A 21045-nucleotide genomic window follows, 5' to 3' on the forward strand; every position below is an offset into this window, starting at 1 on the left:
ATCGAGGGGGAACAGCCATGTCCGCACCCGCACTTCCGCCCGCCGTCGAACTCCTCCGACTCAGCCCGGACTTCGTCGCCGACCCCTACCCCGTCTACGCCGAACTGCGCGCGCGGGGACCGGTGCACCGGGTGCTCACCCCGGACGGCGAGGACCTGTGGCTCGTCGTCGGGCACGAGGCGTGCCGGGCGGCGTACGTGGACCCCCGGTTCAGCCGCGACTGGCGCACGCACGGCCACCTCGCGCCGGAGCTGCCCGCCTACGCGCACGGGCCGGGCAACGCGCACGTCCTGCTCAGCGACCCGCCGGACCACACGCGGATGCGCCGCCTGGTGGCCCGCGAATTCACGCCACGCCGCATCGAGGCCCTCGCACCGCGCGTACAGCAGATCACCGACGCGCTGCTGGACGCGATGGAGGCGGACGGGGCGCGCGCCGCCGACGTGATCGACGCACTCGCCTTCCCGCTGCCGATGACCGTCATATGCGACCTGCTCGGCGTGCCCGACCTGGACCGGGACTCCTTCCGAGGCTGGTCCAACGAGGCGGTGGCGCCCACGAGTCCCGAGGCGGAGCAGGCCGCGTACGCCGCAGCCATGCCGTACCTCACCGGGCTCATCGAGGCCAAGCGCGAAGCGCCGGGCGAGGACCTGCTCAGCGCGCTGATCCACACCGCCGACGAGGAGGGCGACCGGCTCAGCCAGGACGAACTGCTCTCCATGGCCTTCCTGCTGATCGTCGCCGGGCACGAGACGACGGTGAACCTGATCGGCAACGGGCTGCGCGCCCTCTTCCACCACCCCGACCAACTGGCCCTGCTGCGCGCGGACTTCCCCGGACTGATCGACGGGGCGGTCGAGGAGATCCTGCGCTACGACGGTCCCGTCGAGGGCTCGACCCCGAGGATCGCCCGCGAGGACGTCGAGTTCGGCGGGGCGCACATCCCGGCGGGGTCCATGGTGGTGATCGTCATGGCCGACGCCGACCGGGACGAGAAGCGCTTCGTGGACCCCTCCCGCTTCGACATCCGGCGCGACGCCCGCGGTCACATCGCCTTCGGGCACGGCATCCACTTCTGCATCGGTGCCCCGCTCGCCCGGCTGGAGGGCCGCATCGCGCTCCGCAGCCTCCTGGAACGCTTCCCGGAGCTGGCGGCGGACGGTTCGCCGGACGCCGGACCGTGGATTCCGGGACCGCTGATCCGAGGCGTGCGGAAGCTGCGCGTGCGCTGGTGACGGGGCGTTTCCACGCCCCTCACCGAGAGGCCCTTTTCAGCCATACGCCACGAAGCGTCACCTTCCCCTCCGATACGATGACGCCATCGCTTCACAGGCCGTCGAAGGCATGAACCGGCTTGTCCGGGGCGCCGGTTGTACGTGGTGCCGACCGAAGTGACGTCGGGAGTGCGACGAGGTGCGGAGTGGCCGAATGCCCCAGGGCATGGCTGAATCGCGGCCCGACTGTTGGTGCCAGCAGATGTCCGCAGGGCCGAGCGATTTGATCATCACGTACCGGGAGCGCGGACGGGCCGCCGATGCGGCGGGTGACACGGAGGGGCGCGAGCAGGGCCGCGTCCAGCCGGATGTTCGGCTTTCGGTTCCGTCCCTGAGAGGGCTTTGCAGCGATGACTGAATCACGTGTGGAACCGGCGGGGGATCCTGCCCCGGCCGCCGAAGGGGCCGGTACGGCGGCCCCGGACGCTGCGGCGGCCCCCGACGCCGCGGCGGCGCCGGAGGCCGCAGGGCAGGGCGGGCCCGCCGGGAAACCCGCGTACCGGGACGGCAACGTGCTGCGCTGGCTCGGCGCGTACGCCGCCTCCCTCGTCGGCGACAGCATCTACTTCCTCGCGCTCGGCTGGGCGGCGGCACAGGCGGGCGGACCCGCCGAAGTCGGCATGATCATGGCCACCGGGGCGATACCCCGGGCGGTCCTGATGCTCGGCGGCGGAGTGATCGCCGACCGGCTCGGCCCGCGCAAGGTCGTCATCGGCTCGGACGCGGTGCGCTGCGTGGTGATCCTCGGCATCGCGGCGGTGCTGATGATCAGCGGGCCCGCCGTGTGGCTGCTCGTAGTCGTCGCGCTCGTCTTCGGTGCGGTCGACGCGATGTTCCTCCCGGCGGTGGGGGCGCTGCCGCCGCGCATCACCGGACCCGACCAACTCGTCCGCGTACAAGGCATGAAGGCCCTCTCCAACCGCTTCGGCGGGATCGTCGGCGCACCGGTCGCGGGGCTCGCGATGGGGCTGGGCGGGCCCGCGGCGGCGTTCGCGGTGGCCGGTGGGCTGTTCGCGGTGTCGCTGGTGCTGCTGGTGGCGCTGCGGGTGGCGCCGCTGCCGGAGGAGGAGCCCGCTCCGGAGGGCTCCGGTCTCTCGGAGCCGGAGAAGAAGCGGAACGTCTGGGACGACCTCACCGCGGGGTTCGGCTACCTGCGGCGGCACAAGCTGGTCGGGCCGCTCGTCGCCTCCAACATCCTCTTCGAGCTGGGCGGCATCCCCGTCATCAACGTCGGCATGGTGCTGCTGTGCTCGTACCGGGGATGGGGCGCGCCCGGCATCGCCTGGATCGTGGGCGCCTTCAGCGTGGGCGCGGCGTGCAGTGCGCTGATCCTGACGGTGGCGAAACGTATCGCCAGGGCAGGCACGGTCCGGCTGACCACCATCACGGGGGCCTCCGTGCTGGTGGCCGTGCTCGGCTCGGTGCCGTCGCTGCCCTGGGCGGTGGCGGTGGCCGCGCCGATGGGCCTGCTGGTGGGGACGAGCGGCGGCCTCATGGCGGGCCTGGTCCAGACGAACACGGCCCCCGCCTATCTGGGGCGGGTCACGTCGGTGATGTCGCTGATCAGCCTGGGGGTGGCGCCGCTGATGTACCCCTTGGCGGGGGCGGCGGTGGGGGTGTGGTCGGTACCGACGGTCTTCTTCGGCTGTGCGGTGCTGTGTGGGATGGCGGCGGTGGCGGGGGTGTGCACGAGGGAGGTGCGGGGGGCGGAGCTGCCCCGCTAGGCCGTGGGACGGTGTGGCTCTGCTGTGCGGGGTGCGCCCCGTTAGGGGCGCGGGGAACTGCGCGGCCAGCCACGACGCGCCCGCACGTCCGACCCCCAAGCCTCGCGAGTTTAGGTGAAGGGTGGGGTCTCCCCTGCTCGAACGAAGTTGAGAGCTTGGGGAAGGGTCTGCGGCGGCCCGCCGCAGGCGCCCCGAGGTGCGGCGCACCCATGGGGCGAGGTAAGGGCGGGCGGCTCCGGGGTGGGCCCGGAGCGAGGGGTGCCGCCCCCTTGCCCGCCCGTTCCGCCCCCCGGGGGGCGGCCCCGCCGCCCAAGGGGGCGAGGCAAGGCGCCGCCCAAGGGGGCGAGGCAAGGCGGCGCCCAAGGAGGCGAGGCAAGGCGGGGCCCAAGGGGGCTGGGCGGAAGAGGAGCCCAAGGGGGCTGGGCGGCGCCCCAGGGGGCGGGGTGGGGCGGAGGCCGAAGGGGTTAGAGGCCGAGGGGGGTGTTGTGGAGGCGGAGGATTGCTTCCTTGTCGCCCTCGATTTCCACCGCAGCCTGCTCCTGACGGCCGAAAACGAAGAGGACCAGCTCGCCGGGTTCGCCGGTGACCGTCACCACCGGTGTGCCGCGACGGGCGACCGCCGTCTGCCCGTCCGGGCGACGCAGAACCAGGCCCACCGGCGATTTCCGCCCCAGGACACGGGCCATCCTCTCCACCCGCGCCCACAGCGCGTCCGAGAACACCGGGTCGAGTTCCCTCGGCGTCCACTCCGCCTGAGCCCGCCGCACGTCCTCCGCGTGGACGTAGAACTCCACCGTGTTCGCCGCCTCGTCCACCTGCTTCAGGGCGTACGGGGACCGGCGCGGCGGACCGGTCCGGATGAGCTGCACCAGTTCCTCGTACGGCTTCGCGGCGAATTCGGCCTGGACGCGCTCCAGCCTGCTCCGCAGCGCGGGCACGAGCAGGCCCGCCGCCGCGTCCGAGCGGCGTTCGCGGACCACCACGTGGGCGGCGAGGTCCCGCGCGTTCCAGCCCTCGCAGAGGGTCGGGGCGTCGGGGCCCGCGGCCTCCAACAGGTCGGCGAGAAGGAGTCGTTCACGCTTGGCATGGGTCGACATGTCGGCCAGGGTACGGCGACCGGGGGGCGTCCGCACAGTGGACGTCAGGCCACGCCCCGGACCGTAAGCGGCACAATTACCCCATGAGTACGCCCGCACCCCACAGCACTCCCGACCGCGCCAGCGGCCTCGACCCCGCCGTCGCCGCCCGCCTCAAGCGCACCGCCGACGGCCTCGTCCCCGCCGTCGCCCAGCAGTACGACACCGGCGAGGTCCTGATGCTCGGCTGGATGGACGACGAGGCCCTGCACCGCACGCTGACCACCGGCCGGTGCACCTACTGGTCGCGCAGCCGCCAGGAGTACTGGGTCAAGGGCGACACCTCGGGACACGTCCAGCACGTGAAGTCCGTCGCGCTGGACTGCGACGGCGACACCCTCCTCGTGAAGGTCGACCAGACCGGCGCCGCCTGCCACACGGGCGAGCGCACCTGCTTCGACGCCGACGTGCTTCTCGACACCCCGGGCAAGTAGGGTCAGCGGCCATGGATCTGGAGACCTTCCGCAAGCTGGCGGCGGACCGCCGCGTCATCCCCGTCGGCCGCACGCTCCTCGCGGACGGCGACACCCCCGTCGGGCTCTACCGCAAGCTCGCCGCCGAACGCCCCGGCACCTTCCTCCTGGAGTCCGCCGAGAACGGCAGGTCCTGGTCCCGCTACTCCTTCGTCGGCGTCCGCAGCGCCGCCACCCTCACCGCCCGGGACGGCCGCGCCCACTGGATCGGCATGCCCCCCGTCGGCGTACCCACGGACGGCGACCCGCTCGAAGCACTCCGGGCGACCGTCGAGGCCCTGCACACGCCGCGCGACCTGGCCGGTGACCTGCCGCCGTTCACCGGCGGCATGGTCGGCTACCTCGGGTACGACATCGTGCGCCGCCTGGAGAAGATCGGCGAGCACGGCGACGACGAACTCCGGCTGCCCGAGCTGACGATGCTGCTCACCTCGGACCTCGCGGTACTCGACCACCGGTACGGCACCGTGCTGCTGATCGCCAACGCCATCAACCACAACGACCTCGACACGGGTGTCGACGAGGCGTACGCGGACGCCGTCGCCCGGCTCGACGCGATGGAGGCCGACCTGTCCCGGGCCGTCCCGACCGCGCCCGCCGCGCTGCCGCCGTCCGAGGTCCCGGTCTACACGGAGAAGTGGGGCGGTGAGGCGTACCAGGCGGCCGTCGAGGACGTCAAGGAGCGGATCAGGGCGGGCGAGGCATTCCAGGTCGTACCCTCGCAGCGGTTCGAAATGCCGTGCAGCGCAAGCGCGTTGGACGTCTACCGGGTACTGCGGGCGACCAATCCCTCGCCGTACATGTACCTCTTCCGGTTCGACGGCTTCGACGTCGTCGGGTCGAGCCCGGAGGCCCTGGTCAAGGTCGAGGACGGGCGGGCCATGGTGCACCCCATCGCGGGGACCCGGCACCGGGGCGCCACCCCGCAGGAGGACCAGGCGCTCGCCGACGAGCTGATGGCCGACCCCAAGGAGCGGGCCGAGCACCTGATGCTGGTGGACCTCGGCAGGAACGACCTCGGGCGGGTGTGCGAGCCGGGGTCGGTCGAGGTCGTGGACTTCATGTCGATCGAGCGGTACTCGCACGTCATGCACATCGTGTCGACGGTGACCGGGCAGGTCGCGGCGGGCCGGAGCGCCTTCGACGTGCTGACCGCCTGCTTCCCGGCGGGGACGCTGTCGGGCGCGCCCAAGCCGCGCGCCATGCAGATCATCGAGGAGCTGGAGCCGACGCGGCGGGGGCTGTACGGGGGGTGCGTCGGCTATCTCGACTTCGCGGGCGACTCCGACACCGCGATCGCCATCCGTACGGCGCTGCTGCGGGACGGCACCGCGTACGTGCAGGCCGGGGCAGGGGTCGTCGCCGATTCGGACCCCGTCGCCGAGGACCAGGAGTGCCGCAACAAGGCGGCCGCGGTGCTGCGGGCGGTGCACACGGCGAACAGGCTCGGGCACTGAGCTCGGGTACCACCTCGGGCGCTGAAGAGACCGCAGGAGGGGTGAGGGATAGTGGGGGTGTGAGCGCCGTACCCCCCACACCCCAGACCCCTGCCGAGCCCGCCCCCGCCGCCTCCCGAGGCGGGGGACGCCGCAGCCTCGCCGCGGCGCTGCTGCTCGGCGCCCTCGGTTCCACCGTCGTCCTGCTCGCCTCCGGGCAGACCTGGCGGTCGGGCGTCGCCACCGTCGCGGGCATCAGCTCGAAGACCCTGGAGGCCGACGGGCAGGCCATCACCGGTGTTCCGGCGGCTCTGGCCATCGTCGGGCTCGCCGCGCTCGTGGCGGTGTTCGCGGTGCGCAGGGCGGGGCGGGTGCTGGTGTCCGCGCTGCTGGCGTTGAGCGGGGCGGGCGCCGTGGCGGCCTCGCTGGCGGGGGCGGGGGATCACGCGGCGCTGGACGAGCAGGCGGCGAAACTGTCGGGTGACGCCGCCGCCACGGTGAGCGGACTCACCCAAACGGGCTGGCCGTACGTCACGGCTTTCGGCGGGGTGCTGATCCTGGCCGCCGGGCTGATCGCCTTGCGGTTCGGGGGACGGTGGCCGGGCATGGGCGGGCGGTACGAGCGTGAGGGCGGGCCGCGTGCGCGGGCGGCGGCGCGGCGTCCCGCGGACCCGGAGCGTCCCGAGGAGCTGTGGAAGGCCCTCGACAGGGGAGAGGACCCCACCGCCGAGTCCGCCGATTCCGGCGGCGACGCGGGGAAGGCGCCGACGCGCGAAGGGTGACCCGGAGTCACGCGCAGTGGCCCGGTGGGGAACAATGAGCCCCAGCATTCCAGCGGAAGACAACAAGGAGCACCTCATGGCGGGCGTTAGCCGCGGACACCACGGACGTACCCCGGCCGCATGGACCGGCGTAGTGATCGCCTTCATCGGCATCTGCGTCTCCAGCGTTTACGTGGTGATGGCCCAGCCGGTGGGCTTCTGGGCCGGTATCGGCATCTCCGTGATCGGTGGGCTGATCGGCCTCGGCATGCGGATCGCGGGCCTCGGCATGCCGAAGGAGCCGGCGTCGCTGGTGGAGGCGCGGGCGGCGGCGGGGCGGGCCCAGCTCCAGTAGTTCCGGCGGCGGTACGTGACGGAGAGGCGCGGCCCTGTTTCGGCAGGGGCCGCGCCTCTTCGCGTTCGCGCCGGTGGGTGGGTGGGGTCACTGCCGGGGACTCCGCCCCCGGACCCCCGGCCCGCCTTCGGCGGGATGGGCCCCCTGCCCCGCCCCTTCACCTGAAGCGCTCGCCGCGCGGCGTGGGGTGCGTACGTGCGGGTGCGTCGTGGCAGGGCGCGCCCGCGCGGCGGAGCCGCACAGTGATGCGGCCCCGCGCCCTTGGCCCTCGGGGGCGTGCTTCGCAGCCTCCCCCTGGGTGCGCTGCGGGGCCGCAGCGGGGACAATCGGCGTGTGGATGTCACCTCGCCGGCCCCGGCCCCCGTTCCCGCCGTGCAGCGCCAGCCGCCGCTGGGCAAGCGGCTTCTCGCGCCGCTCGGCACGCTCGCCGCCGTCGTCGGCGCGTTCGTGTACGTCGGGTCCGTCGATCCGAATCAGCCGGGGCACTACCCCGTCTGCCCCCTTCTCGCCATGACCGGCATCCTCTGCCCGGGGTGCGGCGGGCTCCGCAGCGCGCACGCCGTCGCGCACGGTGATCTGGTGGGTGCCGTCGGGGCCAACGCCATGGCCGTCCTCGGGTACGCCGCGTTCGCCGTCTTCATGGTGGTGTGGATCACGCGTGCGGTGAAGGGGCGGCGGACGGACGTTTCGCTCAAGCCCGTTCAGTGGTGGGTGCTGGGCGGCCTCTTCGTCGTGTTCAGCGTTGTCCGGAATCTGCCGTTCGGCTCGGCGCTCGCGCCCTGAAGGCCCAGGTGGAGCCCGTGCGGTGCCCAGGGATTGGGATATCCGGCGGGCGGATGCAGGCGTAAGGGCCCGGTGCGGATACCATCGCTCGTGGCCGATCCTGGCCCTCCACCACCGTCCCGGAAGGGGGCAGCTCGCGTGAGTGTGCTCGACGAGATCATCGAAGGCGTCCGCGCCGACCTCGCGGAGCGGCAGGCACGTGTCAGCCTGGAGGAGCTCAAGGAGCGGGCTGCCAAGGCGCCCGTCGCCAAGGACGGTGTCGCGGCTCTGCGCGGCGACAGCGTCAAGGTCATCTGCGAGGTCAAGCGGTCCAGCCCGTCGAAGGGCGCGCTCGCGGCCATCGCCGACCCGGCCGCCCTCGCCGCCGACTACGAGGCGGGCGGCGCCGCCGTCATCTCCGTGCTGACCGAGCAGCGCCGCTTCGGCGGTTCGCTGGCCGACCTGGAAGCCGTACGGGCGAAGGTCGACATTCCGGTGCTGCGCAAGGACTTCATCGTCACGGCGTACCAGCTGTGGGAGGCGCGTGCGTACGGTGCCGACCTGGCGCTGCTGATCGTCGCGGCCCTGGAGCAGGACGCGCTCGTGTCGCTCATCGAGCGGGCCGAGTCCATCGGTCTCACCCCGCTGGTCGAGGTGCACGACGAGGACGAGGTCGACCGGGCGGTCGCCGCCGGGGCGAAGATCATCGGCGTGAACGCGCGGAACCTCAAGACGCTCAAGGTCGACCGAGGCACCTTCGAGCGCGTCGCACCGGAGATCCCGGACCACATCGTCAAGATCGCCGAGTCGGGTGTGCGCGGGCCGCACGACCTGATCGCGTACGCCAACGCCGGTGCCGACGCGGTGCTGGTCGGCGAGTCGCTGGTGACCGGGCGGGACCCGAGGGCCGCCGTTTCGGATCTGGTGGCCGCCGGTGCTCACCCCGCGCTGCGCCACGGGCGGGGTTAGACTCCCGCCATGACTCGCCACGCCCGTCTCGCTCGCGGTTGCCGCCCTCGCGGCTGCCGCGCGCCCGCGCGACGGGTGCGGGGCCGACGGGTCCGGTACCACATCGGTTCGGAGCCCGGCCAGATCAACGGCATGCGATGGCGTCGCTGAACGTCCCTTCGGGGCGTTGTGTTCGGTGTTCAGTGACATCCCTTTTCTCTTGAAGGGGAGTGCGCGCGACGCGCGTGTTCCTCACGAGGAGTTTCCGCATGCCCAGCGAGTTCTTCATTCCCGATTCCCAGGGGCAGGTCCCCACCACCGAGGGCTACTTCGGTGACTTCGGCGGCAAGTTCATCCCCGAGGCGCTCGTCGCCGCGGTGGACGAGGTCGCCGTCGAGTACGAGAAGGCCAAGGTCGATCCGGCGTTCGCGGCCGAACTCGACGACCTGATGGTCAACTACACCGGCCGGCCCAGCTCCCTCACCGAGGTGCCTAGGTTCGCCGAGCACGCGGGTGGGGCCCGGATCTTCCTGAAGAGGGAAGACCTGAACCACACCGGCTCGCACAAGATCAACAACGTGCTGGGGCAGGCCCTGCTGACGAAGCGCATGGGCAAGACCCGGGTGATCGCGGAGACCGGTGCCGGTCAGCACGGTGTGGCCACTGCCACCGCGTGTGCGCTGTTCGGGCTTGAGTGCACGATCTACATGGGTGAGATCGACACCGAGCGGCAGGCGTTGAACGTCGCGCGGATGCGCATGCTGGGGGCGGAAGTCGTCGCCGTGAAGTCGGGGTCGCGCACGCTCAAGGACGCGATCAACGAGGCGTTCCGCGACTGGGTCGCGAACGTCGACCGGACGCACTACCTGTTCGGCACGGTCGCCGGTCCGCACCCCTTCCCTGCGATGGTCCGGGACTTCCACCGGGTGATCGGGGTGGAGGCGCGGCGGCAGATCCTGGCGCGGGCCGGGCGGCTCCCCGATGCCGCCGTGGCGTGTGTGGGGGGCGGGTCCAACGCGATCGGACTGTTCCATGCCTTCATCCCCGATGAGGGGGTACGGCTGGTGGGGTGCGAGCCCGCCGGTCACGGGATCGAGACCGGGGAGCACGCGGCCACGCTGAGCGCGGGCGAGCCGGGGATCCTGCACGGGTCGCGGTCGTACGTCCTCCAGGACGAGGAAGGCCAGATCACCGAGCCGTACTCGATCTCCGCGGGGCTCGACTACCCGGGCATCGGGCCCGAGCACTCGTACCTCAAGGACATCGGGCGCGGGGAGTACCGGGCGGTGACGGACGACGCCGCCATGCAGGCGTTGCGGTTGCTCTCGCGTACGGAAGGCATCATTCCGGCCATCGAGAGCGCGCACGCGCTCGCCGGGGCGCTGGAGCTCGGCAGGGAACTGGGCAAGGACGGGTTGATTCTGGTGAACCTGTCCGGGCGTGGCGACAAGGACATGGACACCGCCGCCCGTTACTTCGGGCTGTATGACACGGATGCCGCTGTCGAGGCGGCTGCGGGTACCGTCGCGGAGATCTCGGGGGACGCCAAGTGAGCGGGAACGTACGGCTGTTGAACGACACTCTCGCTGCGGCGAAGAGCGAGGGGCGGGCGGCGCTGATCGCGTACCTGCCTGCCGGGTTCCCGACCGTGGACGGCGGGATCGAGGCGGTCAAGGCCGTCGTGGCCGGTGGTGCGGATGTGGTCGAGGTCGGACTGCCGCACAGCGATCCGGTGTTGGACGGGCCGGTGATCCAGACGGCGGACGACATCGCGTTGCGCGGCGGGGTCAAGATCGCCGATGTGATGCGTACCGTGCGCGAGGCGCATGCCGCCACCGGGGTGCCGGTGCTGGTGATGACGTACTGGAATCCCATCGACCGGTACGGGGTCGAGCGGTTCACGGCGGAGCTGGCGGCGGCGGGCGGGGCCGGGTGCATCCTGCCGGACCTGCCGGTGCAGGAGTCCGCGCTGTGGCGTGAGCACGCGGAGAAGCACGGGCTGGCGACGGTGTTCGTCGTGGCGCCCAGCAGTCGGGACGAGCGACTGGCGACGATCACTGCGGCGGGTTCGGGGTTCGTTTACGCGGCTTCGCTGATGGGGGTCACCGGGACGCGGGAGTCCGTGGGCAACGAGGCGCAGGAGCTCGTGCGGCGGACGAAGGCGACCACGGAGCTGCCGGTGTGCGTCGGGCTCGGGGTGTCGAATGCCGCTCAGGCCAAGGAAGTCGCGGCCTTCGCGGACGGTGTCATCGTGGGGTCGGCGTTTGTGAAGCGGATGCTGGAGGCTGCGGATGAGGCGGCGGGGCTGCGGGCCGTGAAGGAGCTTGCCGGGGAGTTGGCGGCGGGCGTTCGCAGGGGCTGAGAGCCAACGAATGGCTGCGTAACTTATTGGTTCCGTAGTCCATTTGAGTGGAATCCGGGTCGGGGTGGCACATCGGTGCCGCCCCGATTCGTTGCTCCGTATGTGAGCGAGAAGAACTCAGAAGGTAAGCGAACCGCCCGTGAGCGGCTCATCCAGGAGCGCGAAGCACAGAAGTCGCGCGACAAACGACGCAGGGTGCTGGTCGTTGCCTCGGCGGTGGTCGGTGTCCTCGGGCTGGCGGCGGTGGCCGGAGTGGTCGCCGCGAACAGCGGGGGCAAGAAGGACGACTCCGACAAGGCGGGTCCGGTCGTGGTGCCGGCCGGTGCGGTCGGACCGGGGAAGGTCGCCATTCCGGTGGGGATGGTGGATGCGCCGTCGGTGCTGACCGTTTACGAGGACATGCGGTGTCCGGCGTGCGGGATGTTCGAGAACAGCATGCGGGACACCATTAACCGGCTGGAGAAGGCGGGGAAGATCCGGGCCGAGTATCACCTGGTGTCATTTATCGACAACGGGGTGAGGGGCAACGGGTCGAAGTACGCGGCGAACGCGCTCGGGTGTGCGCAGGATGCCGGGAAGTTCCATGAGTATCACGATGTGCTGTTCCGGAATCAGCCGGAAGAGACGGATGATGCGTTTGGGAAGAAGACCTATCTGCTGGAGCTGGCGGGGAAGGTGCCGGGGCTGCGGAGCGCGACCTTCGACGCGTGCGTGGAGAAGGGGACGCATGCGGGGTGGGTCGGGGCGGTGCAGGCGGACTTCGACAAGTCGACGTACAAGGCGACGCCGACGGTGCTTCTGAATGGGGAGCCGATCTTCCCGCAGAAGGGGAGTGAGCAGATTTCGCCTGCGAACTTGGTGAAGTGGGTGGAGGCGGCGAACAAGGGGAAGCGGGTCGGGACGAAGGCTCCTGAGCCTGCGGCTCCGGCTTCGGCTCCTGCCTCGGCTCCGGCTTCCGGGGCTCCGGCTCCGGGGGGTTCGGCTTCCAAGGCTCCCGCTTCGGGTTCGGCCTCCAGGAGTCCGGGGGCTGCGGTGGGGCGGTAGGGGGTTCGTGCGGGTCGGTGGGTGGGTGCTGTTACTGCCGGGGGCTCCGCCCCCGGGCCCCCGGCCCGCCTTCGGCGGGTTTTGGCCCCTGACCCACCTTTTCACCTCAACCCTGCGGGGCTTGGGGTGGGGAGGTGCGGGTGGGTGGAGGGCTGATCGCGCTCGCGCGGCGGAGCCGCACAGGGATACAGTCCCGCGCCCCTGGCGGGGTGCTCGTGGTGGGGCCCGTTATGTAGACGTTGTCGGGTGGGTTGTCGGGAGTGCGGGTCGGCAAGGTAGCGTCGAGCCCGTCATGAACCTTGCCTTCATTCCCAGCCCGGCGGCCGGTGAGATCCACCTCGGACCCCTCCCGCTGCGCGGCTACGCGCTCTGCATTATTGTTGGCGTCTTTGTGGCCGTTTGGTACGGCAACAAGCGTTGGATCGCCCGTGGGGGCAAGCCCGGGACGGTTGCCGACATCGCCGTCTGGGCGGTTCCGTTCGGGCTCGTCGGCGGGCGGCTCTACCACGTCATCACCGACTACCAGCTCTACTTCAGCGAAGGCAAGAACTGGGTCGACGCCTTCAAGATCTGGGAGGGCGGCCTCGGTATCTGGGGTGCCGTCGCGCTCGGTGCCGTCGGTGCCTGGATCGGTTGTCGCAGGAGGGGAATCCCGCTTCCGGCCTGGGCCGACGCCATGGCTCCCGCGCTCGTCATCGCGCAGGCCATCGGCCGCTGGGGCAACTGGTTCAACCAGGAGCTGTACGGCCGGGCCACCGACCTTCCCTGGGCGCTGAAGATCACGAAGGGGGACGAGCCGGGGCTGTACCACCCGACCTTCCTCTACGAGTCGCTGTGGTGTCTTGGCGTCGCCGCCGTCATCGTCTGGGCCGACCGCCGCTTCAAGCTGGGGCACGGCCGGGTGTTCGCGCTGTACGTCGCGCTGTACTGCGCCGGGCGCGGCTGGATCGAGTACATGCGCATCGACGACGCCCACCACATCCTGGGGCTGCGCCTCAACGTCTGGACGGCGATCATCGTCTTCGTCCTGGCCGTGGTCTACATGGTGCTGTCGGCCCGCCTGCGTCCCGGCCGCGAGGAGATCGTGGAGCCGGACCGTGAAGGAGCGACGACTGCCGAGGCTGATGCTCCGGATGCCGCTGCTGGTGGTGCCGCTGATGAGTCTGGTGCGGCGGACAATGCCGAAGGCGGTGCGGTGTTGACCAAGGTCAAGAAGGAAACGAAGGGCGCGACCGAGGCAAAGGCCGAGGGGGAGCCCGCCAAGGCTGACCTCAAGAAGGCCGCTGAGAAGGCCGCTGAGAAGGCTGATGAGAAGGCTGACGAGAAGAAGAGCTGAAACGGTGTAGGTGGGGGAGGGCCGTCGGGACCGTAATGGTTCCGGCGGCCCTTCTGCGTCTGGGGGTGTGGTCAGACGTCGCGGCGGGCGACCTCCAGGGTGCGGCGGGCCGCTGCCACCACCGCCGCGTCGATGAAGCGGCCGTCGGGGAGCATCAGTGCGCCCTCCTCGGTGGCGGCGGCCTTGAGGGTCTGTTCCGCTTCTTCGACTTCGTCGGGGGTGGGGAGGTACATCCGCTCGATGACCGGGAGTTGGCGTGGGTGCAGGGCCGCGCGGCCGAAGAAGCCGAGAACGCGGCCCCGGGCGCAGGACGCGGCGAGCCCTTCGAGGTCGGTGATGTCGGGGTGGACGGACTGGGCGGGGGCGGGCAGGCCCGCCGAGCGGGCCGCGACCACGATGCGGCTGCGGGCCCAGGTGAGGCCCTCTTCGCCGCGTACGCCCAGATCCGCGCCGAGGTCCACCTCGCCGAGCGCGATTCCGGCGAGGCAGGGGTGCGCCGTCGCGATGTGGTGGGCGTGCTCGACGCCGAGGGCCGACTCGATGAGGGCGTAGAGGGGGGTGGCGGGGGTGTTGTTCGCGATGTGGCGGATCTCCGCCGAGTCGGTGACCTTCGGGAGGCGGAGCCCGGAGAGGCCGGGGCAGGGGGCGAGCGCGTGCAGGTCGGCCTGGGAGAGGGGGGAGCCCAGGGCGTTCAGGCGTACGTGGACGGGGGTGGGCGGTACGTCGGAGAGGAGGTCGGCGGTGGCGGCGCGGGCGTACTCCTTGCGGTCGGGGGCGACCGAGTCCTCCAGGTCGACGATGACCACGTCGGCGCCGGACGTGAGGGCCTTGGCGACGCGCTCGGGGCGGTCCCCGGGGACGTACAGCCAGGTGAGGGGGGTGGGGGAGAGGTGGGGAGTGGGCATCAGTTCGTGGCTCCGGAGTCGCGGAGGGCGGTGATGTCGGTGGAGGTGAGGCCGAGTTCGGTGAGGACGGCTTCGGTGTCGGCACCGTGCGGGCGGCCCGCCCAGTGGATGACGCCGGGGGTCTCGGAGAGGCGGAAGAGGACGTTCTGCATGCGCAGGGGGCCGAGTTCGGGGTCGGGGACGGTGGTGATGGTGTCCAGGGCCGTGTACTGGGGGTCGGTCATGACGTCGCGGATGTCCTGGACGGGGGCGATCGCCGCCTCCGCCTTCTCGAAGGCTTCGACCGCTTCCGCGCGGGTGTGGCGGGCGATCCAGGAACCGACGGCCTCGTCCAGGACTTCGGTGTGCTCGGCGCGGCCCGTGCCCGTCGCGAACCAGGGTTCGGTGATCAGCTCCGGGCGGCCGACGAGGTGCATGACGCGTTCCGCGACGGACTGGGCCGAGGTGGAGACGGCGAGCCAACTGCCGTCCGCCGTGCGGTAGATGTTGCGGGGGGCGTTGTTGCGGGAGCGGTTGCCGGTGCGGGGTTGGACGTAGCCGAGCTGGTCGTACCAGAGGGACTGCGGGCCCAGCGCGAGGAGGATCGGCTCGATGATGGCGAGGTCGACGACCTGGCCCCGGTGGGTCGTGTCGCGGGCGCGCAGGGCCGTCATCACGGCGTACGAGGTGGCGAGCGCGGCGATGGAGTCGGCGAGGCCGAACGGGGGGAGGGTCGGGGGGCCTTCCGGCTCGCCCGTGTACGCGGCGAAGCCGCTCATGGCCTCGGCGAGGGTGCCGAAGCCGGGGCGGCGGGAGTGGGGGCCGTACTGACCGAAGCCCGTGACGCGGGTGAGGATCAGGCGGGGGTTGGCGGCGGAGAGTTCGGGCCAGCCGAGGTTCCACTTTTCGAGGGTGCCGGGGCGGAAGTTCTCGATGATCACGTCGGCGGTGGCGGCGAGGCGCAGGAGGGTGGCCCGGCCTTCGGGGTGGGAGAGGTCGAGGGTGATCGTGCGTTTGCCCCGGCCGAGGAGTTTCCACCAGAGGCCGATGCCGTTCTTGGCGGGGCCGTGGCCTCGGGAGGGGTCGGGGCGGGTGGGGTGTTCGACCTTGATCACTTCGGCGCCGAAGTCGGCGAGGAGGGTGGCGGCGAGGGGGCCTGCGAAGAGGGTGGCGAGGTCGAGGACCCTCAGGCCCTGGAGGGGCGGGGTGGGTGTGGTGGGGGTGGGGCGGGCAAGGGGGCCGGGTGGAGGGGGGTTGGGTGCGGAGGTCATCGGGCGTCGATCTCCTGGCGGTAGGGCATGGAGGTGGAGGCGCCGGGGCGTTGGACGGAGAGGGCGGCGGCGGTGGAGGCCCAGGGGAGGGCCTCGCGCAGGGAACGGCCTTCGGCGAGGGCCACGGCGAGGGCGCCGACGAAGGTGTCGCCCGCGGCTGTGGTGTCCACGGGGGTGGCCGGGACGGCGGGCACGAAGAGGGGGGAGGGGGAATCGCGGGAGACGTACGCGCTGCCCGCCGCACCGAGGGTGACGACCACTGCGGGGACGTGGTCGAGGAGGGCGCGGGCGGCGAGGAGGGGGTCGTGGAGGCCGGTGAGCGCGGCGGCCTCGTGTTCGTTGGGGACCAGGAGGTCGGTGGCGGCGAGGAGTTCGGGCGGGATGGGTGTGGCGGGGGCCGGAGTGAGGATCGTACGGACGCCGTGGCGGCGGGCCGCCTGCGCGCCTTCGGTGACGGCGGACAGGGGGAGTTCGAGTTGGAGGAGGAGGGCGTGGGCCTGGGAGATGACGGTTTCGTCGCCGGGGGCGAGGGCGGTGACGGTGCCGTTGGCGCCCGGGATGACGACGATGGAGTTGCCGCCGTCGTCGTCCACGACGATGTGTGCGGTGCCGGAGGGGCCTTCGGCGGTGCGGAGGGAGTCCGTGCCGACGCCCGAGTGGGCCAGGGCGCTGCGGAGTTGGGCGCCGAAGGCGTCGGTGCCGACCGCGCCGATCATCGTGACGTCGGCTCCGGCGCGGGCGGCGGCGATGGCCTGGTTGGCGCCCTTGCCGCCGGGGACGGTGGAGAAGGAACGGCCGGACACCGTTTCGCCGCCCGCCGGGGCCTTGGCGACGTACACGACGAGGTCCATGTTGGTGCTGCCCAGGACGGTGAGGGCGGGGGGTGAGGGCGTCATCTAGCGCAGGGCCTCTCGGTGGGTGAGACGGGCGAGGGTGTCGAAGCCGATGCCGTCGAGGTGGGGGAGGGAGGTGGCGAGGCGGTTGTGGAGCGGGGCCGTCCAGCGGGTGGGGAGGGGGGTGGGGGAGAGGAGGGCGGCGATGGAACCCGCGGTGGCGCCGTTGGAGTCGGTGTCCCAGCCGCCGGAGACCGCACGGCAGATGGAGTGGGTGAAGTCGCCGTCGGCGTGGGTGAGGGCGGCGGCGAGGAGTGCGGTGTTGGGGATGGCGTGCACCCAGTGGTGGTGGCCGAGGGCGGCGTGGAGGTGGTCGACGGCGGCGTCGAAGTCGCTGTGGCGTTCGGCGGTGTCGATAGTGGAGGCGGGCGACGATCCACTTCTCGGCGAGGAAGACCCGTTGCAGGGGGAGCGCTTCGGCCTCCAACTCCGGGATCCAGACCGGGTGTTGGATCATCTCGGGGACGAGGTGGTCGGCGACCGAGTAGGCGGTGAGGTGGTCGCGGGTCTTCTCGTAGACCCGGATCAGCGCGTGCGTCATCAAGGTGTCGTCCGTGACGTGTCCGTCGCCCTTGTGGTACGGGGCGATGGGGCGGGCCGTGCGCCAGTCGTCGCCGTACCAGGGGCCGACGATGCCCCGCACCGTGCCGCCGTGCCGTTCCTGGATCTGTTCCGGGGTCCAGCCCTCGACCGGGCCGCCGAGCGCGTCGCCGACGGCGGCTCCGACGAGGCTGCCGGTGATGCGGTCGGCGAGGGTCGGGGTTCCGGCCGGGGCTCCGGTGGGTGTCGTCATGGGCGAATCATCCCTTTTCGGAAGCTGGTTGGGGAGAGCGTGGCCGGTCCGGCGAGTTGCGCGGCGAGGTCGACGAGGTCGGTGCCCGCGAGGCGGGGGAGGGCGCAGCCGACCAGGGTGCGGCAGGTTTCGCGCCAGGCGGTGGGCAGGAGCGCGCCTCCGCCGAGTGCTCCGGTGAGCGCTCCGACCAGGGCGGGGGCGGAGTCCGCGACCCGCGAGAGGCAGGCGGCGGCCGGTACCGCCTCGGTGGCGTGGCCGTGGGCGGCGACGGTGAGGGCGAGGGTGACGGGGACGGTTTCGGCGGCGGCGATCCCGTAGCTGTAGACGTGGTCGACGATCTGGTGCTCCAGGGACGGGACGAGGGCGAACGCGCCCTCCGCGTCCCGGGCGAGGCGCAGGGCGTGGTGCGCGTTGCGGGCGATCTCGGTGCCCGGGGGGAGTTGCGCGAGGGCGGCGGCCACGGCGTCGTCGACGTGGCCCCCGCCGAGGGCCGTCGCGACGGCGGCGGCCATGGCGCGGGCGCCGTGCACGCCGTCGCCGTCCTGGGTGAAGCGGGCGTCGTACGCGGCGAGTTCGGCGGCGGCTGCCGGGTCGCCGGGGTGGACGACGGCGAGGACCGCTGCCCGTACGCAGGCGGCGTCGTCGAAGAAGTGGGGGTTGTCGTGGCCGGTGGCGGGGGGACGCAGGCCCGCCGCGAGGTTGCCGAGACCGGCGCGTACGGAGATCCGGGCGCGGAGGGGGAGGACGGCGGACTCGACCTCGGGGGCGCGGGCGGAGGCGGCGGCGACTTCGGCGGCGAGGGAGTTCCAGGCGCGGGTGAGGGCGAGGCGGATGGCGGTGTCCGTGGGCGCCGGGTGGCGGCCCACGCCCGCACCGATGAGGGTCAGGGCCGTGAACGCAGCCCATTCGGCGTCGTCGGACGGGCCCAGGCGGAGGGGTTCCGGGGGCTGGTTGAGGGCGATGGGGACGGGGAGGGTGGTGGTCGCGTTGAGCTCGGCGAAGGTGTCGAGCTCGCGGGTGAGGCGGCGGGTCCAGTCGGGCATGCGGGCGGCGCGGTGGCGGGCTGCGGGCCAGCCGACGGCGTCGCCGGAGGCGATGCCGAGGAGGAGGCCCTCGATACGGGAGCCCGCGGCGCGGGTGGGTGCGGGGTGCGGGGTGCCTGCGGGGGCGGGGGGCGGTTCTGGTGCGGTGCGGGGTGTCGTTGGGTGCGGGGTGCCTGCGGTGTGGGGTGGGGAGGGGTGCGGGTCGCCTGCGGTGCGGTGTGGGGAGGGGTGCGGGGTGCTCAGGGGGCCGGAGGGCGGTGTCGGTCGTGGTGGGGTGCAGGGTGTTGGTGGGGGTGGGTCGCCTGCGGCGCTGCCCCCTCCCCTTCCCCGAGCTCTCGGCTCCGCTTGAGCGGGGGAGACCCCACCCTTCCCGTCAGCGCTGGCCGCGCGGCTCGGGGCTGTCCGTGCGGGTGCGTCGTGGCTGGGCGTGCGGTTCCCCGCGCCCCTGAGGGGTGCCAGCAGGTCGGCCACCTCCAGGACGTGGTGGCCGCGCATCGTGGGCAGGCAGGTGCCCCGGGCCGGGGCGATCACGGACGCCCACTCGGGAGGGATGGACGAAGCCCCGCCCAGCGCGCCCGCCAGTGCGCCTGCCACCGCTGCCGTCGTGTCCGCGTCGCGGCCCATGTTGACGGCGGTGAGGACCGAGGCGCGGAAGTCGCCGTGCGCCGCCGTGAAGGCGCCGAAGGCGAGGCCGACCGCCTCCGGGGCCAGGTCCGTCCAGGGGTAGCCGCCGATGACGACGGCCGTACGGACCGCGCGCTCGCCCCGGTCGGCCGCCGCGACCGCGCGGCGCAGGGAACGGGCCGTCCAGGAGTCCATCGGGATGACCGAGAGCGCCGCCGCGATGATCGAGGCGAGGCCCGCGCCGGTCATGGCGGCGGCCACGCCCGCGGCCACCGCCCGGCCGCCGTAGATGCCCTCGTCCTCGTGGCTGACCGTTCCGTCGATGGCGACCAGGCGCGCCGCTTCGGCGGGGTCGCCCGCCGCGTACACCCCGAAGGGGGCCGCGCGCATCGCCAGGCCGTCGCTCCAGGCGTGCCGGTGCTGGGCGGAGATGGGGGCGGCGAGGCCCCGGCGGAGGTTCTCCAGGGTGCCGCGCTCGCTGAAGCCCGCGCCCCGGAACGGGCCCTCGTCCAGGTCGGCGATCCAGTGGTGCCAGGCGTGTTCGACGTGGGAGACCCTGAGGGCCGAGCCGTGCCGGGCGAGGAGGATGCCGGAGAAGATCGCGTACTCCGTGTCGTCCGTGCCCGCCGGATCGTCGGAGACGAAGCCTTCGATCCGGCCCCAGCGCCGCCGGATCTCCGAGGGCTTCAGGTTCTCCGCCGGAGCCCCGAGCGCGTCGCCGACGGCCAGGCCCAGGAGCGCGCCGCGCGCCCGGTCGTGCAGGGTGGGACCGGGCGGGGCGGCCCTGCCGGTGGGGCCGGGCGGGGGCGGCGCGGGGCGTGTGGTCAGGTCCATGCGAAATCTGTCCCACACGGAGGCTTCGGCGGGGCCCGGCCACGCCCCAGCGGCCCCCCGCATGTCACCCGGTCGACCGCTGGGGGGCTCCGCCGGGTCCGGTCGGGGCGGGGTGGGGGCGGGGTGGAGGCACGGTCGGTAGTGAGGGAAGGCTTGCCTTGGAAAGAGTGGGTCAACTGCCGTGCGGGCCAGGTAAGTACGGCCTTCCTTGCTAGCGCGAGCTTCGAATCGTGCGTACTTTCGATCGTGTCGGGGCGTACCCCGGCCGGAGGGCTGAAGAGGGCACGGGGAAGACGGACATGGCGATCATCGAGACCGAAGCGACACTGCACGAGGCGCACCGCGACAACCACACCCACCGGGATGTGAACGGCGGTTGGCTGCGCCCGGCGGTGTTCGGCGCGATGGACGGGCTGGTGTCCAACCTCGCGTTGATGACCGGCGTGGCGGGCGGGGCCGTCTCGCAGCAGACGATCGTGATCACCGGGCTGGCGGGGCTCGCGGCCGGTGCCTTCTCCATGGCGGCCGGCGAGTACACGTCCGTGGCGTCGCAGCGGGAACTGGTCGAGGCCGAACTCGACGTCGAGCGAAGGGAGTTGAGGAAGCACCCGGCCGACGAGGAGCGTGAGCTGGCCGAGTTGTACATGTCGCGCGGCGTGGAGCCGGAGCTCGCCCGTGAGGTCGCCCGGCAGCTCTCGGCCGACCCGGAGCAGGCCCTGGAGATCCACGCCCGCGAGGAACTCGGGATCGATCCGTCCGACCTGCCCTCGCCCGCCGTGGCCGCGGTGTCCTCCTTCGGGGCCTTCGCGCTCGGAGCGCTGCTGCCCCTGCTGCCGTACCTGCTGGGGGCGTCCTCGCTGTGGCCCGCCGTGCTGTTCGCGCTGGTCGGCCTGTTCGCCTGCGGGGCGGTCGTCGCCAAGGTCACCGCGCGGTCGTGGTGGTTCAGCGGGCTGCGGCAGCTGGCCCTGGGCGGTGCGGCGGCGGCACTCACGTACGGGCTCGGGACGCTGTTCGGCACCGCCGTCGGCTGAGGCCCGAGGGGGAGCAGGGGCTTGCGGGGCGTCACCTCCGATCGCCGGGGGAGGCGCCCTG

The 21045-nt window shown here is 72.4% G+C and carries 17 protein-coding genes and 5 pseudogenes; 14 read left to right on the forward strand and 8 right to left on the reverse strand.

What is annotated here, in order from left to right; all coding sequences use genetic code 11:
• Positions 1–17 precede the first annotated feature (17 nt).
• Together OG897_RS10190 and OG897_RS10195 are read left to right on the forward strand one after the other, a co-directional pair.
• A complete protein-coding gene (locus OG897_RS10190; RefSeq protein ID WP_266654971.1) occupies positions 18–1235 on the forward strand; it encodes a cytochrome P450 in 1218 nt (405 codons plus the stop codon).
• A gap of 389 nt (positions 1236–1624) precedes the next feature.
• Positions 1625–2998, forward strand: a complete 1374-nt coding sequence (locus tag OG897_RS10195) for an MFS transporter (protein ID WP_266654973.1) — start codon at positions 1625–1627, stop codon at positions 2996–2998.
• A gap of 464 nt (positions 2999–3462) precedes the next feature.
• Here the strand turns inward: OG897_RS10195 and OG897_RS10200 are convergent, their stop codons facing one another.
• Entirely contained in the window at positions 3463–4095 is a 633-nt protein-coding gene (locus OG897_RS10200; RefSeq protein ID WP_266654975.1) for a TIGR03085 family metal-binding protein, read from the reverse strand.
• Positions 4096–4178: 83 nt separating this feature from the next.
• Between OG897_RS10200 and hisI the strand changes: the two genes are divergently transcribed.
• From hisI to lgt, 11 genes and pseudogenes are all read left to right on the forward strand, one after another.
• A complete protein-coding gene (gene hisI, locus OG897_RS10205) occupies positions 4179–4568 on the forward strand; it encodes a phosphoribosyl-AMP cyclohydrolase (RefSeq protein WP_266654977.1) in 390 nt (129 codons plus the stop codon).
• 11 nt (positions 4569–4579) lie between these two features.
• On the forward strand, positions 4580–6064 hold the full coding sequence (locus tag OG897_RS10210) for an anthranilate synthase component I (RefSeq protein WP_266654979.1): 1485 nt from the start codon (positions 4580–4582) through the stop codon (positions 6062–6064).
• A 59-nt stretch (positions 6065–6123) separates the two neighbouring features.
• Complete coding sequence (locus tag OG897_RS10215) at positions 6124–6825, forward strand: TIGR02234 family membrane protein (protein WP_266654981.1); 702 nt, start codon at positions 6124–6126, stop codon at positions 6823–6825.
• A 76-nt stretch (positions 6826–6901) separates the two neighbouring features.
• Positions 6902–7159: an HGxxPAAW family protein gene (locus tag OG897_RS10220; RefSeq protein ID WP_266654983.1), complete on the forward strand. Its 258-nt coding sequence runs from the start codon at positions 6902–6904 to the stop codon at positions 7157–7159.
• A gap of 333 nt (positions 7160–7492) precedes the next feature.
• Positions 7493–7942 carry a DUF2752 domain-containing protein gene (locus tag OG897_RS10225; protein ID WP_266654985.1) on the forward strand — a complete coding sequence of 150 codons (450 nt, stop codon included), beginning with the start codon at positions 7493–7495 and terminating at the stop codon, positions 7940–7942.
• Between the two features lie 138 nt (positions 7943–8080).
• Entirely contained in the window at positions 8081–8890 is an 810-nt protein-coding gene (trpC, locus tag OG897_RS10230) for an indole-3-glycerol phosphate synthase TrpC (protein ID WP_266654987.1), read from the forward strand.
• A gap of 9 nt (positions 8891–8899) precedes the next feature.
• On the forward strand, positions 8900–9040 hold the full coding sequence (gene trpM / locus OG897_RS41135; protein ID WP_368082031.1) for a tryptophan biosynthesis modulator TrpM: 141 nt from the start codon (positions 8900–8902) through the stop codon (positions 9038–9040).
• A 98-nt stretch (positions 9041–9138) separates the two neighbouring features.
• Positions 9139–10422 carry a tryptophan synthase subunit beta gene (trpB, locus tag OG897_RS10235; protein ID WP_266654989.1) on the forward strand — a complete coding sequence of 428 codons (1284 nt, stop codon included), beginning with the start codon at positions 9139–9141 and terminating at the stop codon, positions 10420–10422.
• Positions 10419–11231 carry a tryptophan synthase subunit alpha gene (gene trpA / locus OG897_RS10240; protein ID WP_266654990.1) on the forward strand — a complete coding sequence of 271 codons (813 nt, stop codon included), beginning with the start codon at positions 10419–10421 and terminating at the stop codon, positions 11229–11231. The genes trpB and trpA overlap by 4 nt, the downstream gene beginning before the upstream one ends.
• Positions 11232–11333: 102 nt before the next feature.
• The gene (locus OG897_RS10245; protein ID WP_266654992.1) at positions 11334–12275 is read left to right on the forward strand and encodes a thioredoxin domain-containing protein; all 942 of its coding nucleotides are present in this window, start codon (positions 11334–11336) and stop codon (positions 12273–12275) included.
• A gap of 292 nt (positions 12276–12567) precedes the next feature.
• A pseudogene (gene lgt, locus OG897_RS10250) lies at positions 12568–13416 on the forward strand (prolipoprotein diacylglyceryl transferase); the annotation flags it as partial.
• 266 nt (positions 13417–13682) lie between these two features.
• On the opposite strand, the gene OG897_RS10255 reads toward lgt, so the two are convergent.
• The 7 genes and pseudogenes from OG897_RS10255 to OG897_RS10280 form a co-directional block, all read right to left on the reverse strand.
• On the reverse strand, positions 13683–14516 hold the full coding sequence (locus tag OG897_RS10255) for a CoA ester lyase (RefSeq protein ID WP_266654996.1): 834 nt from the start codon (positions 14514–14516) through the stop codon (positions 13683–13685).
• Complete coding sequence (locus OG897_RS10260; RefSeq protein WP_266654998.1) at positions 14516–15766, reverse strand: CaiB/BaiF CoA-transferase family protein; 1251 nt, start codon at positions 15764–15766, stop codon at positions 14516–14518. The genes OG897_RS10255 and OG897_RS10260 overlap by 1 nt, the downstream gene beginning before the upstream one ends.
• Complete coding sequence (gene rbsK, locus OG897_RS10265) at positions 15763–16662, reverse strand: ribokinase (protein WP_266655000.1); 900 nt, start codon at positions 16660–16662, stop codon at positions 15763–15765. The genes OG897_RS10260 and rbsK overlap by 4 nt, the downstream gene beginning before the upstream one ends.
• Positions 16663–17016, reverse strand: a pseudogene (locus OG897_RS10270) (ADP-ribosylglycohydrolase family protein); the annotation flags it as partial.
• Between the two features lie 103 nt (positions 17017–17119).
• Positions 17120–17452, reverse strand: a pseudogene (locus OG897_RS41005) (ADP-ribosylglycohydrolase family protein); the annotation flags it as partial.
• Positions 17453–17459: 7 nt separating this feature from the next.
• A pseudogene (locus tag OG897_RS10275) lies at positions 17460–18597 on the reverse strand (ADP-ribosylglycohydrolase family protein); the annotation flags it as partial.
• A 348-nt stretch (positions 18598–18945) separates the two neighbouring features.
• Positions 18946–19881 (reverse strand): annotated as a pseudogene (locus tag OG897_RS10280) (ADP-ribosylglycohydrolase family protein); the annotation flags it as partial.
• 371 nt (positions 19882–20252) lie between these two features.
• On the opposite strand from OG897_RS10280, the gene OG897_RS10285 reads away from it, so the two are divergent.
• Positions 20253–20984, forward strand: coding sequence for a VIT1/CCC1 transporter family protein (locus OG897_RS10285; protein ID WP_266655002.1), 732 nt, complete (start codon positions 20253–20255; stop codon positions 20982–20984).
• Positions 20985–21045: the final 61 nt, after the last annotated feature.

This window comes from Streptomyces sp. NBC_00237, assembly GCF_026342435.1.
Classification (GTDB): Bacteria; Actinomycetota; Actinomycetes; order Streptomycetales; family Streptomycetaceae; genus Streptomyces.

What these genes read in the sequence shown, in the direction of transcription:
- OG897_RS10190 (WP_266654971.1), top strand. Translation starts at nt 18, where the DNA reads ATGTCCGCACCCGCACTTCCGCCCGCCGTCGAACTCCTCCGACTCAGC.
- OG897_RS10195 (WP_266654973.1), top strand. Translation starts at nt 1,625, where the DNA reads ATGACTGAATCACGTGTGGAACCGGCGGGGGATCCTGCCCCGGCCGCC.
- OG897_RS10200 (WP_266654975.1), bottom strand. Translation starts at nt 4,095, where the DNA reads ATGTCGACCCATGCCAAGCGTGAACGACTCCTTCTCGCCGACCTGTTG.
- hisI (WP_266654977.1), top strand. Translation starts at nt 4,179, where the DNA reads ATGAGTACGCCCGCACCCCACAGCACTCCCGACCGCGCCAGCGGCCTC.
- OG897_RS10210 (WP_266654979.1), top strand. Translation starts at nt 4,580, where the DNA reads ATGGATCTGGAGACCTTCCGCAAGCTGGCGGCGGACCGCCGCGTCATC.
- OG897_RS10220 (WP_266654983.1), top strand. Translation starts at nt 6,902, where the DNA reads ATGGCGGGCGTTAGCCGCGGACACCACGGACGTACCCCGGCCGCATGG.
- trpM (WP_368082031.1), top strand. Translation starts at nt 8,900, where the DNA reads ATGACTCGCCACGCCCGTCTCGCTCGCGGTTGCCGCCCTCGCGGCTGC.
- trpB (WP_266654989.1), top strand. Translation starts at nt 9,139, where the DNA reads ATGCCCAGCGAGTTCTTCATTCCCGATTCCCAGGGGCAGGTCCCCACC.
- OG897_RS10255 (WP_266654996.1), bottom strand. Translation starts at nt 14,516, where the DNA reads ATGCCCACTCCCCACCTCTCCCCCACCCCCCTCACCTGGCTGTACGTC.
- OG897_RS10260 (WP_266654998.1), bottom strand. Translation starts at nt 15,766, where the DNA reads ATGACCTCCGCACCCAACCCCCCTCCACCCGGCCCCCTTGCCCGCCCC.
- rbsK (WP_266655000.1), bottom strand. Translation starts at nt 16,662, where the DNA reads ATGACGCCCTCACCCCCCGCCCTCACCGTCCTGGGCAGCACCAACATG.
- OG897_RS10285 (WP_266655002.1), top strand. Translation starts at nt 20,253, where the DNA reads ATGGCGATCATCGAGACCGAAGCGACACTGCACGAGGCGCACCGCGAC.